This window comes from Micromonospora sp. CA-248212 (assembly GCF_050948405.1).
Taxonomy (GTDB): Bacteria; Actinomycetota; Actinomycetes; order Mycobacteriales; family Micromonosporaceae; genus Micromonospora.
In genome coordinates, this window is record NZ_CP192023.1 from 3,157,055 (window position 1) to 3,177,773 (window position 20,719).

At 73.1% G+C, this 20,719-nt stretch carries 26 protein-coding genes; 16 read left to right on the forward strand and 10 right to left on the reverse strand.

Annotated elements, in window-relative coordinates; translation table 11 throughout:
- Nucleotides 1-4: 4 nt before the first annotated feature.
- Both ACQP03_RS15080 and ACQP03_RS15085 read left to right on the forward strand, forming a co-directional pair.
- Entirely contained in the window at nucleotides 5-1,180 is a 1,176-nt protein-coding gene (locus ACQP03_RS15080) for an alginate lyase family protein (RefSeq protein WP_433461015.1), read from the forward strand.
- A 133-nt stretch (nucleotides 1,181-1,313) separates the two neighbouring features.
- Nucleotides 1,314-1,721 (forward strand): hypothetical protein, encoded by a 408-nt coding sequence (locus ACQP03_RS15085; RefSeq protein ID WP_357121761.1) that lies wholly within the window; start codon nucleotides 1,314-1,316, stop codon nucleotides 1,719-1,721.
- On the opposite strand, the gene ACQP03_RS15090 is transcribed toward ACQP03_RS15085, so the two are convergent.
- Nucleotides 1,705-1,998 (reverse strand): hypothetical protein, encoded by a 294-nt coding sequence (locus ACQP03_RS15090; protein WP_357121764.1) that lies wholly within the window; start codon nucleotides 1,996-1,998, stop codon nucleotides 1,705-1,707. The genes ACQP03_RS15085 and ACQP03_RS15090 overlap by 17 nt on opposite strands.
- Before the next feature lie 222 nt (nucleotides 1,999-2,220).
- Here ACQP03_RS15090 and ACQP03_RS15095 point away from each other — a divergent pair, with 222 nt between their 5' ends.
- Nucleotides 2,221-3,006, forward strand: coding sequence for a helix-turn-helix domain-containing protein (locus ACQP03_RS15095; protein WP_357399061.1), 786 nt, complete (start codon nucleotides 2,221-2,223; stop codon nucleotides 3,004-3,006).
- Nucleotides 2,997-3,185, forward strand: coding sequence for a DUF397 domain-containing protein (locus tag ACQP03_RS15100; protein WP_357399064.1), 189 nt, complete (start codon nucleotides 2,997-2,999; stop codon nucleotides 3,183-3,185). Before ACQP03_RS15095 ends, ACQP03_RS15100 begins: the two co-directional genes overlap by 10 nt.
- On the opposite strand, the gene ACQP03_RS15105 is transcribed toward ACQP03_RS15100, so the two are convergent.
- Nucleotides 3,172-3,462: a hypothetical protein gene (locus ACQP03_RS15105; RefSeq protein ID WP_357121773.1), complete on the reverse strand. Its 291-nt coding sequence runs from the start codon at nucleotides 3,460-3,462 to the stop codon at nucleotides 3,172-3,174. The genes ACQP03_RS15100 and ACQP03_RS15105 overlap by 14 nt on opposite strands.
- A gap of 154 nt (nucleotides 3,463-3,616) precedes the next feature.
- On the opposite strand from ACQP03_RS15105, the gene ACQP03_RS15110 reads away from it, so the two are divergent.
- The 3 genes from ACQP03_RS15110 to ACQP03_RS15120 all read left to right on the forward strand — a co-directional run bounded on the left by ACQP03_RS15110 (nucleotide 3,617) and on the right by ACQP03_RS15120 (nucleotide 6,387).
- Nucleotides 3,617-4,333: a VOC family protein gene (locus ACQP03_RS15110; protein WP_433461016.1), complete on the forward strand. Its 717-nt coding sequence runs from the start codon at nucleotides 3,617-3,619 to the stop codon at nucleotides 4,331-4,333.
- Nucleotides 4,334-4,376: 43 nt separating this feature from the next.
- Nucleotides 4,377-4,901: a GNAT family N-acetyltransferase gene (locus ACQP03_RS15115; protein WP_357121779.1), complete on the forward strand. Its 525-nt coding sequence runs from the start codon at nucleotides 4,377-4,379 to the stop codon at nucleotides 4,899-4,901.
- A gap of 184 nt (nucleotides 4,902-5,085) precedes the next feature.
- On the forward strand, nucleotides 5,086-6,387 hold the full coding sequence (locus ACQP03_RS15120) for an NAD(P)/FAD-dependent oxidoreductase (protein WP_357121782.1): 1,302 nt from the start codon (nucleotides 5,086-5,088) through the stop codon (nucleotides 6,385-6,387).
- Here the strand turns inward: ACQP03_RS15120 and ACQP03_RS15125 are convergent.
- From ACQP03_RS15125 to ACQP03_RS15135, 3 genes are all read right to left on the reverse strand, one after another.
- A complete protein-coding gene (locus ACQP03_RS15125) occupies nucleotides 6,358-7,431 on the reverse strand; it encodes an AI-2E family transporter (protein ID WP_357395638.1) in 1,074 nt (357 codons plus the stop codon). The two genes, ACQP03_RS15120 and ACQP03_RS15125, sit on opposite strands and share 30 nt — an antisense overlap.
- Before the next feature lie 61 nt (nucleotides 7,432-7,492).
- Nucleotides 7,493-8,275: a spermidine synthase gene (locus ACQP03_RS15130; RefSeq protein WP_357121788.1), complete on the reverse strand. Its 783-nt coding sequence runs from the start codon at nucleotides 8,273-8,275 to the stop codon at nucleotides 7,493-7,495.
- A gap of 82 nt (nucleotides 8,276-8,357) precedes the next feature.
- The gene (locus ACQP03_RS15135; RefSeq protein ID WP_433461018.1) at nucleotides 8,358-9,332 is read right to left on the reverse strand and encodes a DUF2267 domain-containing protein; all 975 of its coding nucleotides are present in this window, start codon (nucleotides 9,330-9,332) and stop codon (nucleotides 8,358-8,360) included.
- Between the two features lie 200 nt (nucleotides 9,333-9,532).
- Here ACQP03_RS15135 and ACQP03_RS15140 point away from each other — a divergent pair, with 200 nt between their 5' ends.
- Complete coding sequence (locus ACQP03_RS15140) at nucleotides 9,533-9,847, forward strand: hypothetical protein (RefSeq protein WP_355052350.1); 315 nt, start codon at nucleotides 9,533-9,535, stop codon at nucleotides 9,845-9,847.
- Between the two features lie 77 nt (nucleotides 9,848-9,924).
- Here the strand turns inward: ACQP03_RS15140 and ACQP03_RS15145 are convergent, their stop codons facing one another.
- Nucleotides 9,925-10,254 (reverse strand): STAS domain-containing protein, encoded by a 330-nt coding sequence (locus ACQP03_RS15145; protein ID WP_357121794.1) that lies wholly within the window; start codon nucleotides 10,252-10,254, stop codon nucleotides 9,925-9,927.
- A gap of 58 nt (nucleotides 10,255-10,312) precedes the next feature.
- Nucleotides 10,313-10,711 carry an STAS domain-containing protein gene (locus ACQP03_RS15150; RefSeq protein WP_357121797.1) on the reverse strand — a complete coding sequence of 133 codons (399 nt, stop codon included), beginning with the start codon at nucleotides 10,709-10,711 and terminating at the stop codon, nucleotides 10,313-10,315.
- Between the two features lie 185 nt (nucleotides 10,712-10,896).
- Here ACQP03_RS15150 and ACQP03_RS15155 point away from each other — a divergent pair, with 185 nt between their 5' ends.
- The 5 genes from ACQP03_RS15155 to ACQP03_RS15175 all read left to right on the forward strand — a co-directional run bounded on the left by ACQP03_RS15155 (nucleotide 10,897) and on the right by ACQP03_RS15175 (nucleotide 15,248).
- Complete coding sequence (locus ACQP03_RS15155; protein ID WP_433461019.1) at nucleotides 10,897-12,660, forward strand: SpoIIE family protein phosphatase; 1,764 nt, start codon at nucleotides 10,897-10,899, stop codon at nucleotides 12,658-12,660.
- Nucleotides 12,657-13,703: a cobalamin B12-binding domain-containing protein gene (locus ACQP03_RS15160; protein ID WP_433461020.1), complete on the forward strand. Its 1,047-nt coding sequence runs from the start codon at nucleotides 12,657-12,659 to the stop codon at nucleotides 13,701-13,703. Before ACQP03_RS15155 ends, ACQP03_RS15160 begins: the two co-directional genes overlap by 4 nt.
- A gap of 110 nt (nucleotides 13,704-13,813) precedes the next feature.
- Complete coding sequence (locus ACQP03_RS15165; RefSeq protein WP_433461021.1) at nucleotides 13,814-14,161, forward strand: STAS domain-containing protein; 348 nt, start codon at nucleotides 13,814-13,816, stop codon at nucleotides 14,159-14,161.
- A 72-nt stretch (nucleotides 14,162-14,233) separates the two neighbouring features.
- Nucleotides 14,234-14,677: a response regulator gene (locus ACQP03_RS15170; protein ID WP_357121809.1), complete on the forward strand. Its 444-nt coding sequence runs from the start codon at nucleotides 14,234-14,236 to the stop codon at nucleotides 14,675-14,677.
- Between the two features lie 109 nt (nucleotides 14,678-14,786).
- Nucleotides 14,787-15,248, forward strand: a complete 462-nt coding sequence (locus tag ACQP03_RS15175) for an ATPase (RefSeq protein ID WP_357121812.1) — start codon at nucleotides 14,787-14,789, stop codon at nucleotides 15,246-15,248.
- A 7-nt stretch (nucleotides 15,249-15,255) separates the two neighbouring features.
- On the opposite strand, the gene ACQP03_RS15180 is transcribed toward ACQP03_RS15175, so the two are convergent.
- The 3 genes from ACQP03_RS15180 to ACQP03_RS15190 form a co-directional block, all read right to left on the reverse strand.
- A complete protein-coding gene (locus tag ACQP03_RS15180) occupies nucleotides 15,256-16,107 on the reverse strand; it encodes a hypothetical protein (protein ID WP_433461023.1) in 852 nt (283 codons plus the stop codon).
- Nucleotides 16,108-16,515: 408 nt separating this feature from the next.
- Nucleotides 16,516-16,941 (reverse strand): OsmC family protein, encoded by a 426-nt coding sequence (locus tag ACQP03_RS15185; protein ID WP_357121818.1) that lies wholly within the window; start codon nucleotides 16,939-16,941, stop codon nucleotides 16,516-16,518.
- A gap of 61 nt (nucleotides 16,942-17,002) precedes the next feature.
- A complete protein-coding gene (locus ACQP03_RS15190; protein WP_433461024.1) occupies nucleotides 17,003-17,935 on the reverse strand; it encodes a serine/threonine-protein kinase in 933 nt (310 codons plus the stop codon).
- 193 nt (nucleotides 17,936-18,128) lie between these two features.
- On the opposite strand from ACQP03_RS15190, the gene ACQP03_RS15195 reads away from it, so the two are divergent.
- The 3 genes from ACQP03_RS15195 (at nucleotide 18,129) to ACQP03_RS15205 (ending at nucleotide 20,696) form a co-directional block, all read left to right on the forward strand.
- On the forward strand, nucleotides 18,129-18,359 hold the full coding sequence (locus tag ACQP03_RS15195; RefSeq protein ID WP_357121824.1) for a hypothetical protein: 231 nt from the start codon (nucleotides 18,129-18,131) through the stop codon (nucleotides 18,357-18,359).
- Nucleotides 18,360-18,460: 101 nt separating this feature from the next.
- Entirely contained in the window at nucleotides 18,461-19,207 is a 747-nt protein-coding gene (locus ACQP03_RS15200; RefSeq protein WP_357172268.1) for a response regulator transcription factor, read from the forward strand.
- The gene (locus ACQP03_RS15205; RefSeq protein ID WP_357172241.1) at nucleotides 19,185-20,696 is read left to right on the forward strand and encodes a sensor histidine kinase; all 1,512 of its coding nucleotides are present in this window, start codon (nucleotides 19,185-19,187) and stop codon (nucleotides 20,694-20,696) included. The genes ACQP03_RS15200 and ACQP03_RS15205 overlap by 23 nt, the downstream gene beginning before the upstream one ends.
- The last annotated feature ends 23 nt before the right edge of the window (nucleotides 20,697-20,719 follow it).

A 20,719-nucleotide genomic window follows, 5' to 3' on the forward strand; every position in this document is an offset into this window, starting at 1 on the left:
CCCCATGCGCTGTCGACGCGTACTCCTGGCGGTGGTCATCGCGCTCGCCGCCGGCGCGGTGACCACCACCGCACCCCCGAGCGCCCAGGCTGCCCCGGCCACCTTCACCCATCCCGGTGTGCTGGTCAGCCGGCCGCAGCTCGACTTCGTCAAGGCGAAGGTGCAGGCCGGCGAGCAGCCGTGGCGCAACGCCTACAACCAGATGATGGGCAGCCGGTACGCCTCGCTGTCCCGGGTCCCCGCACCGCGCGCGACCGTCGAGTGCGGTCAGACCTCCAACCCGAACTACGGCTGCACCGACGAGCGTGAGGACGCCATCGCCGCGTACACCGACGCGCTGGCCTGGTACATCACCGGCAACTCGGCGTACGCGCAGAAGTCGATCGCCCTGATGGACGCCTGGTCGGCAACCATCCAGCGGCACACCAACGCCAACGCCCCGTTGCAGACCGGCTGGGCCGGCTCGGTCTGGCCGCGCGCCGCCGAGATCATCCGATACACCTACGGCAACTGGCCCAACCAGGCGCGGTTCGCGATCATGCTGCGCACCGTCTACCTGCCCGTGGTCATCGCCGGTGACTCCCGCACCAGCAACTGGGACCTGACCCTCGCCGAGGCGGCGATCGGCATCTCGATCTTCCTGGAGGACCGCACGTCGTACGACCGCGCGCTCACCCGGTTCCGGGCCGCCGCCGCCGCGTCCATCTACATCGCCGCGGACGGGGTCCGACCCCTGTACCCGCCGGCCACCAGCGTCGACACCCCCGCCGAACTCGTGTCCCGCTGGCACGGCCAGGCCACCTACACCGACGGTCACGCGCAGGAGACCTGCCGCGACTGGGTCCACACCGGTTACAGCATCTCCGCCATCTCGCACGTCGCCGAGACCACCCGCATCCAGGGCGGCGACCTCTACCCGGAGCTCCAGGACCGGCTGCGCCACGCGCTCGGCTTCCACACCAAGTTCGAGAACGGCACCGCCGTGCCGTCGAGCGTGTGCGGCGGCTCGGTCGTCCTCGGCCTCGGCCCGATCACCGAGGTCGGCTTCAACGCGCTGCACAACCGGATGGGTATCGGCATGGCCAACACCCAGAGTTACACCGAGCGTAAGCGTCCCCAGGGCACGAACAACCTCTTCGTGGCCTGGGAGACCCTGACCCACGCCAACAACCCGGCGTAGCCGGCGGTTCAGCCCTTGATCGACTCCGTTTCGCTGAACTGGGGGTGTCGAAGTGCCCCGGACACCCCTATATCAGCGAAACGGAGTCGATCAGGGTGCCTCTCGTGTCGGGGCCACGCGGCAGACTGGCCGGGTGGGCACCGATCGTTGGCGCGGCGTTCCGGCGCGGGTCCGGCTGGTCGTGGCGGGGGCTGTGCTGGTCTTCGCGTACGGTGGCGTCGTGCACGTACTCCAGCTGCTCGTCCCCGGTCTCCGGCCGCAACTCGCGCTGCCCGGCTGGCTCGCGGTCTACTTCGCGTCCCTGACCCTGTGGGATCCGTTGGCGGCGCTGCTGCTGGCGGCCCGCCGTCCGGCGGGGCTCGCGCTGGGCTGCGCCGTGCTGGCGACGGACGCCGCCGCCAACGGGTACGCCAACTACGTGCTCGACCCGGCCGGTGGCGTCACCCCGGGCCGGATCGGGCAGGCCGTCATCACCGTTCTCGCCCTCGCGCTCGTCGCGCTCACCCCGTGGCTGGCCCGCTGGTTCAGTCCGGCGCGATGAGCGGACGGCGGTACGGGGTCCAGCCGACGAACCGCGCGAACAGGGCCTGCGGCGCGGGCGCGTCGTCGGGATTGAGCCGGTAGAGGTCCCGGATCGCGTCGTGCAATTGCCCGCACAGGTAGATCGACAGGCCGATCAGGTCGTGTTCGTGTTCGGCCTTGAGCACCAGCCGGGCGGTCGGACAGGGCCACGGGCCACCGCATGCGCGGCAGCACCACATCGGACGCAGCGGCGTGTGCGGCGGTGTGCCGGTCGGCACGGGCGGTGAGGTCACCATGGAACACGCTCCTTCACAGGTGGGGGAGGGGCCGCCGCGGTACGGGGGTTCGCGGCGGCCCCTCGTTCGGTTCCGCCCGTCAGTGGGCCGGGCCGGGCGGTTCCGCTACGTGACAGTCTGCTGACCGGGCCGCTACTGTCGGAAGGCGCGCGAGCCCCACCAGCGCCGATGTACGTGTCAGACGCCCCCGGTGTGCAGAGGTGTGCAGTGGATCGTTTGCCCATGCTGGAGCTGTTCGCCGGCGAGCTGCGCCGGCTGCGGACGGTCGCCGGTCTGTCCCAGGAAGCGCTGAGCGAACGGATCAACTACTCGGCGTCGCTCGTCGCGGCCGTCGAGCAGTGTCGGCGTCCGCCCCGGCTGGAGTTCACCGAGCGCAGCGACCGCGTGCTGGACGCCGACGGCCTGCTGCTGCGCATCCGCGAGACGATGATCCGCGAGTCGGTGATGCCGTGGTTCCGCGAGTGGGTGACGATCGAGCAGGAGGCGACCGCGCTGCGCTCGTTCCAGCCGTTGGTGCTGCCGGGGCTGCTGCAAACCGAGGGCTATGCGCGGGCGCTTTATGCCGGCGCGAGTCAGCTGGCCGATCATCAGCTGGACCAGCCTGTCGCTGCCCGGCTCCAGCGGCAGGAGATCCTGACCCGTGAGCAGCCACCACTCTTCGTCGCGGTGCTCGACTACACGGTGCTGGAACGGCCCGTGGGCGGACCGGCCGTGATGCGCGAGCAGCTACAGCACCTTCTTGACATTGGTCGGCGGCCACGGGTGCACCTGCACCTAGTGCCGCGCGAGGTGGGCGCGTATCCCGGGCTGAACGGCGCCTTCGTGATCGCCACCCCGGCTGACGGGGACGACGTGGCCTACCTGGACAATCCTCTACAGGGGACGGTGATCGAGCGCCCCGCCGACGTACTATCGCTGCGACAGTCGTGGGAATCGGTACGGGCCGAGGCGTTGTCGCACCGGCAGACCCTCGACGTGATCACGGAGGCGGCAGCGGCATGGACCTGACCGGCGCGATCTGGCACAAGAGCACCCGCAGCAGCGGCAATCAGGGCGACTGTGTCGAGGTCGCGGCCAACCTGCCGGGCGTGGTGGGTATCCGCGACAGCAAGGACCCGAGCGGCCCGGCGCTGGTCGTCACCCCGGCGGCCTGGCGGGCCTTCGTCACGTTCGTCACGCGCCACTGAGCGGATCGGCGAGCGCCGACCGGATCAGCCTCTCGACCAGCCGTGGCGTGACCGGCTCCAGGGCAAACACCTCGGCCACCCGCTCGGGATCCGTGGTGATGATCGGTCCATAGTTGAGCCACGGGTCGTCGAAGGCAACCCGCTCCTCCAGCCGGACGTCCTGGCCGCCGTCGACGTTCCACACCCGGACCACGACGTGGCGCGGATCGGCCTGGCTGACCGTCCATTGATAGTCGACGTCGTCGACGCGGATTGTCCGCTTCCGGGTCCTGGCCACGGTGCGAGGTTAGGCGGCGGGCGGGCGCGGCGGTAGCGGGATTCGCGCCGGACGAGGGGCTTGGTCGAATACTCGGATGCGGACCGGCGTGCCCATCCGTACGCTTCCGCTCCACGGCGGGCCGCGCCCATTCGGATCGGAGATGAGCAGACCGATGACCTCTCACCTGTTCGCGATCAGCTTCGACGCGCTCGAACCTCTGCCGCTGGCGCGGTTCTGGTCCGGCATCCTCGGCTGGGAGATCGTCGACGATCCGCGCGAGGGTGTGGGGCTCGTGCCCACCGACGACACCGGGTTCCGACTCCGCTTCGCACCGACCGAGCAGCCGAAGGTCGTCCAGAACCTCATGCACTTCGACCTGACGAGCACCTCGCAGCACGATCAGGCTCTGACGGTCTCCAGGGCGATCGAGCTGGGTGGACGGCACCTCGACATCGGCCAGGGCCCGGACGCCGACCACGTGGTGCTGGCCGACCCGGAGGGCAACGAGTTCGACGTCATCCCGCCGGGCAACAACTTCCTCGCCGGCTGCGGGTTCGTCGGCGCGCTGGCCTGCGACGGCACGCCGGAGGTCGGGTATTTCTGGGCCGAGGCGCTCGGTTGGCCGCTGGTCTGGGACCAGGACCAGGAGACCGCCATCCAGTCCCCGCGCGGCGGCACGAAGATCACCTGGGGTGGGCCGCCCTACATGTCGCGTGCGGGCGAGGGTCGGGTGCGCCTCGACCTCGCGCCAGCCGCCGACGGTGACCAGCAGGCGGAGGTGGACCGTCTGCTCGCCCTCGGCGCGAGCCGGATCGGCACCGATCAGGCCGGTCGGGTCGTGTTGGCTGATCCCGACGGCAACGAGTTCTCCGTGCTGACCCCCCGCTAGCCGGTTGGACAACTGTCCCGCCGGTGGGTCAGAGTGGTCCGTCGTGAGATACCTGCGCAGCGGTGGTCCCGCCGCGATCCGGCGACCCCGGCCGACCGACGTCGACGAGTTCGTGGCGGCCGTGCGGCGGAGTCGGGACCTGCACCACCCGTGGCTGGCCGCGCCGGAAACGCCCGAGGAGTACGACCGTTACCTCGCCCGGATCCGCCGCCGGGACAGCGCCGGCTACCTGATCTGCGACCGGGCCAGCGGAGCGATCGCCGGCTACGTGAACATCAGCGGCATCGTGCTCGGCGCGCTGCGCGGCGGGTACCTGGGCTACGCGGCGTTCGAGCCGTACAGCGGCACCGGGCACGCCTCGGCGGGCATCGCCCTGGTCATCGACCACGCGTTCACCAGCGTCGGGCTGCACCGCCTGGAGGCGAACATCCAGCCCGGCAACGAGCCGTCCCGGCGGGTCGCCCGCAAGCTCGGCTTCCGCCTGGAGGGCTTCTCCCCCGACTACCTCTTCATCGACGGCGCCTGGCGCGACCACGAACGCTGGGCCATAACCGCCCCACCCCCCTAACCCCCACCCCCCACCCCCACCCCACCCGCGTGATCAAGAGGTTTGCGTCACGACACGCCGAGGCGCATGACGCAAACCTCTTGATCGACAAGGCCGGTCGGCGGGGACCGGGCGAACTCCGGTGGAGGTGGACCTGCCGCCGGGACTGACGTTTGTCCTGGGCTGCGACGGGAAACGGCCGGCAATGACGAAACCTCGTGTGGTGATCGTGGGGGCCGGGTTCGCCGGTTACCACGCGGCGAAGACGTTGAGCCGGATCGCCCGGGACCGGGCCGAGATCGTGGTGCTGAACTCCACCGACTACTTCCTGTACCTGCCGCTGCTGCCCGAGGTGGCCGCCGGGGTGGTCGAGCCGTCGCGCATCGCCGTGCCGCTGACCGGAACCCTCAAGGGTGTACGGGTGGTGATCGGCGAGGCGGACCACGTCGACCTGCAGAACCGCTGGGTCGGCTTCACCCAGCCCGAGGGGGAGAAGAACCGCCTGGCGTACGACCGGCTGGTCCTGGCCGTGGGCAGCGTCAACAAGCTGCTGCCGATCCCGGGCGTCACCGAGTACGCGCACGGCTTCCGCGGCCTGCCCGAGGCCGTCTACCTGCACGACCACATCGTCCGCCAGGTGGAGTTGGCCGAGCAGGCCGAGGACCCGGCCGAGCAGCGGGCCCGCTCCACCTTCGTGGTGGTCGGCGCGGGGTACACCGGCACCGAGGTCGCCGCGCACGGCCAACTGTTCACCGACGCCCTGCACGCGCAGCGACCCCGGCTCACCGTCCGGCCCCGCTGGATGCTGCTCGACGTCGCCCCCCGCGTGCTGCCGGAGCTGGACAAGAGAATGTCCGACACGTCGCACAAGGTGCTGAACAAGCGCGGCGTGGACGTGCGGATGGGCACCTCGGTGGCCGAGGCGACCTGCGACGGGGTCAAGCTCACCGACGGCGAGTACGTCCCCACCTGCACGCTGGTGTGGTGCGTGGGCGTACGCCCCGACCCGTTCGTCAACGAGTTGGGCCTGCGCACCGAGCGGGGCCGACTGGTCACCGACGAGTACCTCAACGTCCCCGGCTATCCGGAGGTCTTCGCCTGCGGTGACGCGGCCGCCGTGCCCGACCTGGTCAACCCGGGGCAGATCTGCGGCATGACGGCGCAGCACGCGGAGCGGCAGGGCAAGCGGGTGGCGCACAACATCGCCGCGTCGTACGGGTTCGGCACGCGCCGGCCGTACAAGCACCACGACCTGGGCTGGGTGGTCGACCTGGGTGGCAAGGACGCCGCCGCGAACCCGCTGCACGTCAACCTGGCCGGGCTGCCCGCCAAGGCGGTCACCCGGGCGTACCACCTGATGGCGATGCCGGGTAACCGCACCCGCGTGGGTGCCGACTGGGTGCTCGACGCCGCGCTCACCCGCTCGGCGGTGCAGTTGGGGCTGGTCCCGGCGAACGCGGTGCCGCTGGAGAGCACCTCACCCGAGGTCGCGACGCGGGGTCGGTGAGCGGGGCGGGTTTGCCCGTCGCGGGCCGTACTCGCGCAGCAGGATCTGGACGATGCCGGCGGCGGGGATGGCCAGCAGCGCGCCGAGCAACCCGGCCAACTCCGCCGCGAGCAGCAGGCTCAGCAGCACGGTCAGCGGGTTGAGCCGGACCGCGCGGGCGAGGATGAGGGGCTGCAGCAGGTGGTTCTCCACCTGCTGGTAGACGACGAAGAAGACGAGCACGACGACGCCGGCGGTGGGGGAGTGCAGGAACCCCGCCCCGGCGGCGAGCACCGCGCCGATCGTCGCGCCCACCAGCGGTATCAGGTCGGCCACCGCGACGAGCAGCGCGATCACCCCGGCGAACGGCACCCCCGTGAGGCTCAACACCAGGAACGTCAGCCCGCCACAGATCACGCTGATCAGCAGGTTGCCGGTGAGGTAGCCGGTGACCGTCCGGGACACCTCCCGGCCGACGCGGCGCAACCGCTCGCCCTGGCCGTCCCCGGCCACCGCGAGCACGCCGCGGGTGATCCGCGGCGATTCCAACACCATGAGGTACGCCAGCACGACGACCGTGACCAGCCCCGCGACCCCCTCCGCCACGCCACGCAGCACCCCGACGGCGGGTTGCCGCAGCCGGGCCCCGGCATTCCGCAGCTCGTCCGCGTGCGCGCTGGCGTAGCGCCGTACCCCGGTGCGTTCCAGGAACTCGCCCAGCGGACCGCGCCCGGCGCGCGCGTCGCGCAGCAGCTCGGGCCCCCGCTCGGCGAACCGGCCCACCTCGTCCAGCAGCGGCACCAGGATCACCGTGGCCAGGACCGCCAGCACGACGAACGCGGCGAGGAAGACGAGCAGCGTGGCCAGCGCCCGGCGGCGGACGAACCGGCGTTGCAGCCGGTCCACGGCCGGTTTGAGCGCGACCGCGAAGAAGGCGGCCACCACCGCCCAGACGAGCACCCGACGGGTCGCGTACACGAAGGCGAGCGCGAGCGCGGTGGCCAGCACCAGCCCGATCACGACCAGGGTCCGGCGGGCGGTGGCCCGATCTTCGGCGTTGCTCACCCGCCGGGCCTTCCCCGCGCAGACCGTGGAAAACCCGGCATCCCGGCCGGTTCGCCCTACCTCAGACGTCGGTGTCGAGAAGCGGGTGCGCGCCGGCCACGAAGGTGTCGAGGGCGGCGGCGTGCAGCAGCCCACCCACGATCGGGTCGCGCAGCGCGGCCACGGCGAGCCGACCGACCGGCAGCCCGCCGGGGCGGTGCGTCGCGGCGAGCACCAGGTTGCCGTAGCGCCGACCCCGCAGCATCCGGCGGTCGCCGAAGACGCAGACGTCCCCGAAGACCGCCCGCAGCGTCGCCACCTGCACCCGGGTGCCGACCAGCGGTGGCAGGTCCGTCACGTTGACCAGGTAGAGCCCGCCGGGCCGCAGGACACGGGCCACCTCGGCGGCGAACTCCACGGTGCGGACGTGTCCGGGCATCCGGGCAGCCTGGTAGATGTCGGCGATCACCAGGTCGTACCCGTCCGCCCCGGCTGCGGTGACCGCCTCCCGCGCGTCGCCGACCGCCACCCGCACCTCGGGTGGCAGCGGCGGCAACTCCCGCGCCACCAGGTCGACCACCGCCCGGTCCCGTTCCACGACCCGCTGCGCCGAGCCCGGCCGGGTGGCGGCCAGCCAGCGGGGCAGCGTCAACGCGCCGCCGCCGAGGTGCAACACGTCCAGGGGTACGCCCGCGGGGGCCGCCAGCTCCACGGCCGACGCGATCCGGCGGACGTACTCGAAGTGCAGGTGCCGGGGATCCTCGACATCCACGTACGACTGCTCGACGCCGGCGGAGAGCAGCGTCCGTCCGGTCCTGCGGACCGGATCGGCGACCAACTCCAGACGGTCGGCGGCGCGGTTCATGACGGCACGCTAACCGAGCGGCCGACGGGCCGGCGGCGCGGGAGCACCCGCGTCCGCCGGCCCGCGTACGCCGTGGCGGTGGTCAGCCGCCGGCCATCCCGGCGCCGACCTCGTCGATCGCGTCGTCGATCGCGTGGGCCAGGTCCACGTCCAGCGCGCTCACCCCGTCCGCCTGGTTGGTGCGGACGGTCAGCACGGCGGCTGTGTCGCCGGGCCGCCCGATGCTCGGGCCGCGGCCGGTCTCCTGGCGTAGCCGGTCGAGTCGGGCGAGCACCCGGTCGAGGTTGTCCGGTGGCAGCGCGACCACCCGGTACAGGGCGGTGGTGTCGCCGGCCCAGTACGGCAGGTCGTCCAGCGCCGCCTGGACCTGCTCCTCGTCCAGGGTGGGCGTGGTGGTGGAGGCCCCCACGATGCCGCCGCCGGCCGCTGGCGGGTTCAGCAGCTCCCGCAGGCCGTCGGGGACGTGCAGGGACTCGATCAGGTCGCCGTCCTGCTCGGCGAGCGCGGCGATCGTCGCCTCCGCCTGGTAGCGGGCCTGCTCCGGCGTACGCCCGCTGATCCGGCCCACCTCGGCCAGGAAGCCGGGCAGATCGCGGTGCCGCTCGATGCCGTCCACGGGCACCACGTCGTGCAGCGAGTTCGGCACGGCGGCGAGCAGTCGTTGCCGCTCGGCCGTGTCGAGCGCGAAGGCCAGCACCAGCACGGTCGCCTCGGCGCCCACCTTCGCCGTCGGGAAGTCGACCCCGGACCGGCGTCGGACATCCTCGACCAGATCCCGGTATCCCAAACTTGTCACACCGGCCGCGCCACCGGGCGGCGGCTGCGGTCGCGGATTGTCCGGGGTACCCCTCGACGGCGGGGCCGGTCCACCACGCGTGGTGTCCGTCTTGTGCCGTCCGGCCGGCGGCGGGCCGGCCCGTCTGCTCTGGTCCAGGCTGGTGAGCTGTTTGGAGGCGCTCAGGCTCGCGCCGTACTCGCTGGGCTGGCCGCCCTGTTCGCGGGCCTGCCGGGCCAGCGCCCGGCGGCGCTGGTTGTCGCCCTCCATCTGCTTGCGCATCGTGACGCCCCTTCCGCTGGGGATCGATCCTGCGACGGTCGCGTTCCCGTCGTCCCGGGAGCCGAAACGGACGCTGCCGGCCGAGTACGGCTGAGCGTCGGCCGGGCTTCATCCGCCCGGGGTGAGGGGCGCTCACCCGTGCGGCCCGCAGGATCGGGGCAGGAGGCAGTTCTTCCGAGGTACGCGGAAGGAAGGTCGTCATGAAACGGATCGTCGAGATCGTTCCCGCTCGACCCGGCTGGTACGCCCGCTGGCAGCTCACGCCCGACGCCACCCGGTGCTACCCGGTGAGCCTGTGGGCGCTGCTGGAGGAGGCCGACGGAACCGGCCGGGAAGTGGTCGGAATGGACTGCATCGGCCAGTGGCCGGGTGCGGACGACAACGAGGCGGGTGGGGAGTTTGTCCGCTACCTGTACCAGACGCCCGACTCGGGGGAACCCGACGACATCGAACCTCCGTCGACCGTCGAACTGCGCGACGGCGGGCCCCGACTCCAGCCGATGACCGCGCCCTAGGCATTTCTCCGGCCCCCGGCCCCAGGTCCCAGGGTCGGGGGCCCCCTCGCGCGTGGGGTGGTCGTTCGGTGCGGCCGTCAGCCGGTGGCGCGCAGCTCGTCGTCGCCCTGCACGGCCAGCAGCTCGGTGAGGCCGGTGCGATCCAGCAACTGCTGGATCTGCGGGCTGACCCCGGTGAGCCGGATCGCGCCGACGCTCCGACGCGCGATCAGCAGGGCGCTGAGCCCGGACGAGTCGCAGAGGCCGACGCCGCTCAGGTCGATCGTCACCTGCGGCTCGCCGTGCAGGCCGGCCGCGGCGGCCACCAGCTCCGGCGCGGTGTCGTAGTCGAGCTCGCCGGTCAGCCGTAGCCGGACGTGACCGGCGTCGGGCCGGCTCACCTCGATGGTCAACAGCTGGTGGGGCATTGCACCATGTTCCCAGTCCGCACGCGGAACGCAAACCCGGGGGCTGCGCGTCGCCGGATCACGCCGTGGCGGCGGACGCCTCGGCGTCGGGCCCGCCCTCCGGACGAGCGGTGGGCACCGGCCGACCGAGGAGCGTCGCCACCCCGGTGATGTCCAGGATCGTCGCCAGGAAGCGCGGGACCGAGCGCAGCCGCAGCCCGGCGCCGACCGCCTGGCCCTCCCGCCAGGCGTGCACGATCACGGCGAGACCGGTGCTGTCGATGAAGGTCAGATCGGCGAAGTCCAACACGATCGCGCGTGGCGCGTCGGCGAGGATCCGGTCGATCTCGGCGTGCAGAGGGGCCGAGGTCGCGTACGCCAGCTCGCCGCCGACGCGGATCAGGGGCACGTCGGGGTCGGACCGGTCGACGGCGACGCTCAGTGGCTTCGCGTCGGCCCTACGCCCTTCCGACAGCACGATCAGGCCCCTTCCCCCGGGCCGGCACTCCGACCGGCGCGAGGGGATCGTAACAACCGTCGAGCGGGGCCGCTCGCTACCGGAACCGGGGCCCGACCTGCTGTCGGATGCCGGTCACGGCGCACCGGCGTAGGGTGGGTGGACAGTGCACGTTCGGGTGGACGACAAGGAGTGAGGCTCAGCTGGTGACTGCTTCCGACGTCAGGGACTGGGACCCGGGCGACGGACGGATCTCCACGCCGAGTACCACACGGGCCCCGGCGTGGTCCGCCGACGCACCGTCCTGGCCCGCGCCCGCGCTGCCGCCGTCGGCCCCCGACCGTGACCAGGCCACTCCGGACTGGTCCGAGGTCGTCGAACACTTCCGCGAGGGCCTGGTGGTCTGCGACGCCGACGGTGTCGTCCGGCACGTGAGCCCGGTGGCCGAGCGGCTGTTGCCCGAGGTGGTACCCGGTGAACCGCTGGCCGCGTCCGGCGTGCCGGGGTTGGGCGAGGGCGTGCCCGGGAACTTCACCCACCACGACCGTCGGCTCACCGCCCGCCGGATGCCGCTGTCCGCCGGCCGCTGCTGCTGGTACGTCGAGGACGTCACCGAGAGCGTCAGCCGCGCCGACGCGTTGCTCGCCGAGCGGGCCCGGTCGGCCTTCCTGGCCGTGGTGGGCGACAAGCTGGGCAACCCGCTGCACCCCGACCGGGCCGCCGCCGCGGTCGTCCGACTCGCCGTGCCGACCCTGGCCGAGGTGGCGGTGCTGGTGCTCGCGCCCCGCGCGGGGCGGGTCCGCTGGTGGCGGGCCACCCGGGTCGACGACGAGGCCCCGATGGTCGACGGCGGCGTCCTGACCGGCGTCACCCTCCCCGCGGCCATCGCCGACGGGCTGACCGGTGTCGAGCCGCACACGGTCGACTGGCTGGTGGAGCAGGCGGTCGACGCCGGCTGGCTGCCCGGCCTCACAGGCGTCGACAGCACCGCCCGGGTCGTCCCGCTGCCCGGCCGCGACACCCCCGTCGGGGTGCTGTTGGTCGCCCGGCGCTCCAGCCGCTGGTACGACGAGGACGACGTCGAGTTGATCCGGGCGTTCGCGGCCCGGGCCGGCGCGGCGTTGACCACTGCCCAGCTCTACCGCGACCAGGCGGAGGTCGCCGACACCCTGCAGGCCAGCCTGCTGCCGGTCGAGCCGACCGAGACCGCCGGCGTGCAGTGGGGCACCGCGTACCGTCCGGCGCAGGCGGGACTGCGCATCGGCGGCGACTTCTACGGCTCGCACCGGCTCGCCGACGGCGGTTCCGTCTTCTTCCTCGGCGACGTCTCCGGCAAGGGCGTCGAGGCGGCCGTGTTCACCGGTCAGCTCCGCCAGTGCCTGCAGGCGCTGCACCGGGTGGAGTCCCACCCGGGCCGGCTGCTGCGGCTGCTCAACGACGCCCTGTTCGAGACGACCCAGGCCAACGGCCAGGGCCGCTTCGCCACCATCGTGCTGGGCGTGGCCCGTCCGCAGCGCGACGGAGGCGTCACCCTCACGATGGCCGGGGGCGGGCACCTGCCGCCGCTGGTGCTGCGCGGCTCGGGCGAGGTTGAGGTGGTGCCGCTGCGCGGCATGCTGATCGGGGTGGTGCCCGACCCGCGCGTCGGCGAGGTGACCGTACGCCTGGCGCCGGGCGAGACCTGCCTGCTCTACAGCGACGGTGTCACCGAGGCCCGTGGGGGTCGTCGCGGCGACGAGCAGTTCGGCGCGGAGCGGCTGGTGACGGCCGTGACGGATTGCCAGCGCATGCCGGCGCCGGCCCTGGCCGAGCGCGTCGAGCAGGTCACCTGTGACTGGCTGGGGCACGGCGACCACGACGACATCGCCGTCCTGGCGCTGCGCGCGGTCAGCCCCGGTCGTGGCGCGCGGCACCTGCACGCCGTTCCCCCGCCGACGACCGCCGACGAGCAGAGGATGAGCCCCGCGTGACCGCCCCCGCCGCGACAACGGAACCGACCGACGCCTACCCCGGCTATCTGGCCTGCCTCGCCGACGCCGACGAGTACGCCGCGATCGACGTGGCGATCGGCCTGCTGGAGGCGGGCGTGCCGCCGGAGCGGGTGCTGCTCGACCTGGTCGCGCCGGCACAGGCCGAGGTGGGTGAGCGGTGGGCCCGCAACGAGTGGAGCGTGGCGCAGGAGCACGCGGCCACCCACATCAGCGAGCGGGTGGTGGCCGCCGTGGCGGCGCACGCCAAACCGCGTGCGACCGGCGGTCATGTCGTGGTGGCCTGCATGGACGGCGAGTGGCACGCCCTGCCGCCCCGGCTGGTGGCCGAGGTGCTGCGGCTCCGCGGTTGGCAGGTGACCTTCCTGGGCGCCAGCGTGCCGGCGGCGCACCTCGTGTCGTACCTGCACCGGCACGACGCGCAGGCGGTCGCGCTGGCCTGCGCGCTGCCGATGCGGCTGCCGCACGCCCATCGGATGATCGAGGCGTGCCGGCGTTCGGACGTGCCGGTCGTGGTCGGCGGGCGGGGCTTCGGCGCGGACGGCCGGTGGGCGGCCCGGCTCGGCGCGGCCTGGGCGCCGAACGCGCCGGCGGCGGCCGGGTTGATCGCTGACGAGCGGGCGCTACGGCGGGTGCCGGCGGCGCGACTCGCGCACCTGGCCGACGACGAGTACGCGAGTCTGGTCCGCCGCCGTGGCGATCTGATCGACAGCGCGCTGACCGATCTGCGGGCGAAGGCGCCGGCGACGCGCGAGTACACGGCCACCCAGCTCGACTCGACGGTGAGCGACCTGGGTCACATCCTGGACTCGCTGGCCGCCGCGTTGTACGTCGACGACGCCTCGCTGTTCACCGAATTCGTCGACTGGCTCGCGGAGATCCTGACGAGCCGGCGGGTGCCGGCCAGCGCCGTCGAACTCACCCTGGAGCACTTCGCCGCCGAGCTGCGGGACTACCCCCGGGCAGCGCACGCGCTGGCCCTGGGGCGTGCCGGGCTGGCCGCCGCGTCCCGTTCCGCCGGCTGACCCGGGTCGGCCAGACGATCACCACGCGCTGCGGAGCGTCGTACCCCCCTGCGTATACTTGCCGCACTGCAAACGTCCCACCCGCCGGTGGAGCGAGCGAGGGGGAGACGGTGACGTTCAGTGTCAGCGACGCCGAGCGCGAGGGCGGTGTCGCCTGCCTGCGGCTCGCCGGTGAGCTGGACCTGAGCACCGCCGAAGAGCTGGCCGCCGCCATCGACCGGCTCACCGCCGCCGGTGAGCGCCGGGTGCTGCTCGACCTCACCGACCTGACCTTCTGCGACTCCACCGGGATGGCGGTGTTCGTCCGGGGCGACAACCAGGCCGCGGCCGACGGGGGCTGGCTGAGGATCACCGGCGCCGCCGGTCGGGTCGAGCGCGTGTTGCGGATCACCGGTCTGGCCGACGTGCTCCGCTACGTTCCCGACACGGCTGACCCGGCGTCCCACAGCGCCCTCTGATGGGCTAGATTTCCCCGCCAGCATGGTGACCGTCCGGTTTCCATTCTCCGCCGACACCCGAGGCAGGTAGTGATGGGCGACAGCCCGCAGCCGGTACGCATCCTGGTGGTCGACGACGATCCCGGCGACGTGCTGATGATCGAGGAGGCGTTGGCCGACTCCGACGTCGAGAAGATCATCGACGTGGTGAGCGACGGCGAGGAGGCGATGGAGTTCCTCCGGGCCGAGGGTCGCCACTCCGGGGCCCGCCGGCCGGACGTGATCCTGCTCGACCTCAACATGCCGCGGATGGACGGGCGTCAGGTGCTCGGGGCGGTCAAGCAGGACGAGGATCTGCGGACCATTCCGATCGTGGTGCTGACCACCTCGAACGCGGACACCGACATCGTCGGCAGCTACACGTTGCAGGCCAACGCGTACGTCACCAAGCCGATCGACCTGGACGACTTCAACGACGTGGTGCGCCGCATCGACGAGTTCTTCGGCCGCGTGGTCGTGCTGCCCAAGCGCCCCTGATCCGCCCGTCCCGCGCATGCTGAACAATTTTCCCGAACCGCCTCGGTGGATGTCGTCGCGCCCGAGGATCCAGGTGGGGAAGTAACAGCGGCTGCCTGGGGGCGACAGTATGAGGTTCTCCGTCGTGAAGACCGGCTACGACCAGCGACAGGTGGATTCCTGCCTGGATGAGCTGGGGATCAGGTTGTCCCGGCTCGCGGCGCGGGCGGAGGGCGCGGCCGGGGCGACCCGGGAGTGGGACGAGATCCGCCAGGAGGCGACCTGGCTCAGCGGGCTGCTCCAGCGACTGGACCTGGGCGACGCCGCCGCCACCCGCCGGGCCGGCGACGCGGTGCGTCAGGAGGCGGACGAGATCCTGGCGCAGGCCCGCCGCGCGCTGGACGAGGCCCGCGAGGAGGCCCGTCGGGTCCGGGAGCAGGCGTACGCGGATGCCGTGCAGGCCCGGCGTGACTTCGAAGAGGCGCTGCACGCGCGCCGCCGTCGCGAGGCCCTGGCGGACGAGATCCTCGTCGGCGTGACGGTCGAGCCGGTGCCGGCCGACACGCCCACGGCGGCGGCCGGCACCCGCTGAGACGGCCTCAGGCGAGCAGCGCGGCCGCCACGGTGGTGGCCCGGTCCTCGTGCGGGGCGTACGCGTCGGGGTACGCCGAGACCTGCACCGCCTGGGCGGCGGCGGTGAGGCTCATGTCCTGCCAGCCGGGGATCTCGGCGAGGGCGGTGTAGAAGGCCCGGGCGGCGTACGACGGGCGCATCAGCTCGGCGACCGTGCCCCACCCGCTGCTGGGCCGCTGCTGGAACAGCCCGACCGAGTCGTGGTCGGAGCCGCTGCCCTGGTGCGGGTACTCGCTCGACTCCGGTAGCACGTCGCTGGCCAGGTTGTAGAGGTTGCTCTCCTGCATCGCGGTGGCGAGCGCCACGACCAGGGCGCGACGCGGCATCTTCAGCCCCACGCCGACGTCCACGATGATCTTCGCGTTGTCCATCTGCTGCTGGTCGAGCCCGGCGACCGGGCGCGGCCGGCGGGGCTTGACCGGCTTCTTCGGCGCCTTGCGGGTGACGGTGGGCGTCGGGGTCGGCGCGGCCGTCGGGGTGGGCAGGACCCGGGCCGGGGCGAGGTCGCGGTCCAGCGACCGGGAGGCGCGCTCGTCGGCGATGGCGGCACGGTCGGCCAGCGCGTCGGCGATCGGCCGGACGGGCTGCGGGGCTTCCTGCCCGTCGCGGGCGGCGGCGAACGCGCCCAGGCCGAGACAGCAGGTGACGCCGGTGGCCAGGGCGACCCGGACCGGGGTGGAGCCGAGCAGGGCGCGGCGCGGCGGCGGTTCGGGGGCCCGGTGACGGCCGATCGTCCGTTCGGTTGATGCGGCGTCCCTCGTGCGGGTGGTCGAGGGCGCGTCGGTCAGCTTCTGGGCGGTGGGGTCGTCGGGATGCACCCGCCGAGGCTAGATAGTCGGTCGCCCGCTGCCATCGGCCCCAAGAGTGGCATGCGCCACAATTTGCCCGAATCGTGGGCGTGGCAACGGGCGAAAGCCGGTTATGTCGGCACAACCTCGCCGATCAGACGAGACGGGTATTTCCGATTCGCCAGGTGAAGGTGGTCATCGCGTCCCACCGAGAGGTGATGTTCTGCGGGGCTCCGGTCATCCCCCTGTCGGGTGATGCGGGGGTCCACCGAACGCCTGACCACGATGCGTGTCGGTGGCGGATGGGTCATCGCGGTCCGGCGGTAGCACTCCGATGAGCGTGATGACTCTCAGGCATCAAGATGCCCCAGAGTCATCAGGCTCATCAGGGAGAGTGCCACCCGCCGCTGATGCCGTCCGGCCGACAAGAGCCCGCTCTCAGTGCCGACCGTTCTCGGCCGGGGTGACGGTCAACCGGTGCCGCGTGTTGTCGCTGCTGGAGAAGGGCCAGAGCCGATCGGCGTACTCGACCAGGTCGGCCAACTGCGCCCGGCTCAGACCGGCCGACGAGATCGAGGCGTGCACGTCGGCCCGGTACCGGCCGTCGTCGTCGCGCCCCAGCTTCGCCTCGGCGCGCACCTGGACCGTGTGCGCCTCGTCGGTGATCTCCCCGGCCGCCTCCACGGCGGCGTGGTGCAGGCAGGAGGCGAAGGCCGCCGCCAACAACTGCTCCGGTCTCAGGCCGGTGCAGTGCGCCGCCAGCGGCGACGCGAGCGGCGTGGAGAGCCCGCCGTCATCGGTTCGGACGTGGCCACCCTCGGCGGTGGCGGTGGCCTCATGCAGCCAGGAACTCGGACTCGGCATCGCGTTCCTCCCGTCGCTCACCCGCCCGGCTACCCGGCCGAGGGCGGGCGAAACGCTCAGCTCAGCTCCCGTCGACGACCGACAGCGCCTCGGTGGGCTGCGCCGCCGCCCGCTCGGTCCACGGCGACGGCGACGGCGACAGCGACCGCTGCGTGGGGATCGCCATCGGCACGTACACCCGGGCGTCCACGACCTCGGCCAGCAGCAGCGCCGCGACCAGGCTGGTCGGACGCCCGGCGGGATCGTCGTCCAGGCAGCAGCGGCACAACTCGGACACCTCGGGCGGGAGCCCGTCCACCTCCGGCAGCGGCTCGGGCGGCCGGGACCGGCGCGCGGCCAGCAGCTCGGCCGGGGTCTGGGCCCGGTACGGGAGACGACCGCTGAGGCAGTAGTAGAGCAGCACGCCGAGGGCGTACATGTCGGCGGCCGGCGTCGCGGGGGCGCCGTCGAGCTGTTCCGGCGCCAGGTACGCCGGGGTGCCGAGCAGTATGCCGTCGGGCATCGGGTCGGCCGTGCCGGTCGGGGTGGCGATGCCGAAGTCGAGGACCTTCACCCCCGCCGGGGTGAGCATGACGTTGGCCGGCTTGACGTCGCGGTGCACGATGCCGCTCGCGTGCGCGGCGGACAGCGCGGCGGCGACCTCCGCGCAGACCCGCACGGAGATGCGCCAGTCCAGCGGGCCCGCCCGCAGGTGCGCCGCGAGGGTCTCGCCCTCGGCCAGCTCCATGACGATGTAGGGGACCCGGCGGCCGGGAAGCGTCGAGGAGGTGCCGAAGTCGTGCACGCTCGCGACGTTCGGGTGCACCAACCGGGCCGCCGAGCGGGCCTCCGTGCGGATCCGGTCCACCGTGTCGTGGTGGCCGTCCGGGCCGGGCGCGATCAGCTTCACGGCGACCGGTCGGTCCAGCACCCGATCGTGGGCCCGCCACACCTCGGACATCCCGCCGACGCCGATGCGCTGTTCGAGCTGGTACCGCCCGTCCAGCGTCCGCATCGACAACTCCTCATCCTCGTCCCGCCCGGCGGCGGGGCCTGGGAATCGCGGTACCCGGGGGCCGAGCTGGGCAAACCGCGTCGGCCGCCGATCACGCCGTACCTCGGCCGGGGTCACCGCCGGGTGCGGTAGCTTGCGACCCAGGGCCGTACGCACCGAGCGTGCCGGCATCGTCACGCAAGGGAGCGCCGCGATGGGCGAGGTCACCGTACGCTTCGTCGGCGGTCCCGCGGACGGGCTGGTCCGCGCGGTACCGGCCGAGCCGGACGGCGCCCCTCCGCAGCGGTGGATCATGCGGCATCCGGGCGGCACCGGCCCGACACAGCCCGGCCCCGACCACCTCTACGAGCGCGACCAGCCCGACGGCCACGGCGGGTGGAGCATGCGCTTCGTCCGGACCGACGCGTACGGGGTGTCCGAGTGACCACGGTCGGAGGCTGAGCGGTGGCTCGGCGGCCCGGCCGCACAGCTGGCACACAGGCGGCGCAGAGGCGCGACACAGCGGAGGTGTCCACGATGGGGGGCATGGTCATCCAGGGGCAGACCGTGCCGGGCCGGATCGAGTTGCGCCGCCCGGACGGTGAACCGGTCCGCGTGCTGGTGGTGGACGACGAGGCGACGCTGACCGATCTGCTCTCGATGGCGCTGCGCTACGAGGGTTGGCAGGTGCGCAGCGCCGGCAACGGCATGGCGGCGTTGAGCGCCGCCCGGCAGTTCCAGCCGGACGCCGTCGTCCTCGACGTCATGCTGCCCGACCTCGACGGCTTCCAGGTGCTGCGTCGGCTGCGCGAGCACGCCCCGACCGTGCCGGTGCTCTTTCTGACCGCCCGGGACGCCGTCGAGGAGCGCATCGCCGGGCTGACCGTGGGCGGCGACGACTACGTGACCAAGCCGTTCAGCCTGGAGGAGGTGATCGCCCGGCTCCGCGCGCTGCTGCGCCGCTCGGGCTTCGCGGTCGCCGCCCACGAGGAGGCGCTGCTGACCGTCGGCGACCTCAGCCTCGACGAGGACAGTCACGAGGTCCGCCGCGCCGGCCAGCTCGTCACGCTGACCGCGACCGAGTTCGAGCTGCTGCGCTACCTGATGCGCAACCCGCGCCGGGTGCTCAGCAAGGCGCAGATCCTCGACCGGGTGTGGAACTACGACTTCGGCGGCCAGGCCAACGTGGTGGAGCTGTACATCTCGTACCTGCGCAAGAAGATCGACGCGGGGCGACCGCCGATGATCCACACGCTGCGCGGCGCGGGCTATGTCCTCAAACCCGCTGACTAGGGCACTCGTCCGGCTGCGGCGCTGGTGGGCTGGCCGGTCGCTGCGGACCCGGCTGGTGCTCGCCCTGGTCGCGCTGCTCGCCCTGGTCAGCGTCGCCATCGGCGGGCTCACCACGCTGGCCCTGCGGCACGTGCTGGTCGCCCAGGTCGACACCCAGTTGACGATGGGGGACCGGCCGCGCGACCTGCCGCCGTGGTTCCGCCCCGGTGGCGACCCCGGGCGGCCCGCTGTGCGGCCGGGCGTTGCCGCACCGTCCCCGCCGGAGCCTCCGCGCGGCTTCCCGCCGGGCTCGCTCGCCGTACGCCGGGCCGACGGCGTCACCACGGCGACGCGGAGCACCGCGAGCGGCAGCCTCGCCGACGTTCCCGCCGCCGACGCCGCACGGCTGGTCGCGCTGCCCACCGACGGCCGGCCCCGCACCATCACCCTCGACGAGGGGGACGTCCGGGCGGTGGCCCGGCAACTGCCCAACGGGGTCGTGGTCGCCGTGGGCATTCCGCTCAGCGGTGTGCGGGACACCGTCTGGGCGCTGGTCGCCGCGCAGGCCGGGGTCGTCGGCCTCGGACTGCTCCTGGCCGGTGGCGCGGGCGCGCTGATCGTGCGGGCCACGCTGCGACCGCTGAACCGGGTGGCCGCGACCGCCGCCCGGGTCACCGAGCTGCCGCTGGACCGGGGCGAGGTGGCGCTCGCCGTCCGGGTGCCGGCCGCCGACACCGATCCGCGTACCGAGGTCGGCCAGGTCGGCGCGGCGTTGAACCGGATGCTGGGCCACGTCGCCGACGCGTTGGCCGCGCGGCAGGCCAGCGAGACCCGGGTACGCCAGTTCGTCGCCGACGCCAGCCACGAGCTGCGCACCCCGCTCGCGGCGATCCGTGGGTACGCCGAGGTGGCCCGGCGGGGCCGCGACGAGGTCCCCGCCGACGTGGCGCACGCCCTGCGCCGCGTCGAGTCCGAGAGCGCCCGGATGACCAGCCTCGTCGACGACCTGCTGCTGCTGGCCCGGCTCGACGCCGGCCGGCCGCTCGCGGCGGACCCGGTCGACCTGTCCGCCCTCGTGGTCGACGCGGTCAGCGACGCGCACGTCGCCGGCCCCGAGCACCACTGGCGGCTCGACCTGCCCGAGGTCGTCATCCGCGTGCCCGGCGACGCCGCCCGCCTGCACCAGGTGGTGGCGAACCTGCTGGCCAACGCCCGCGTGCACACCCCGCCCGGCACGACGGTCACCACCACCCTCGCCGTCGAGGCGGACGCCGCCGTCCTCACCGTCGCCGACGACGGGCCGGGGGTACCGGCCCAGCTGCGACCGGAGATGTTCGAGCGGTTCGCCCGGGGTGACAGTTCCCGGTCCCGGGCGCACGGCAGCACCGGGCTCGGCCTGGCGATCGTGGCGGCCGTCGTCGACGCGCACCACGGCACGGTCGGCGTCGACAGCCGTCCGGGCCGGACGGTGTTCGCCGTCCGCCTGCCGGATCCCACAGCTGACGCATAGGCGGCGCACGGGGTCCCGCCAGT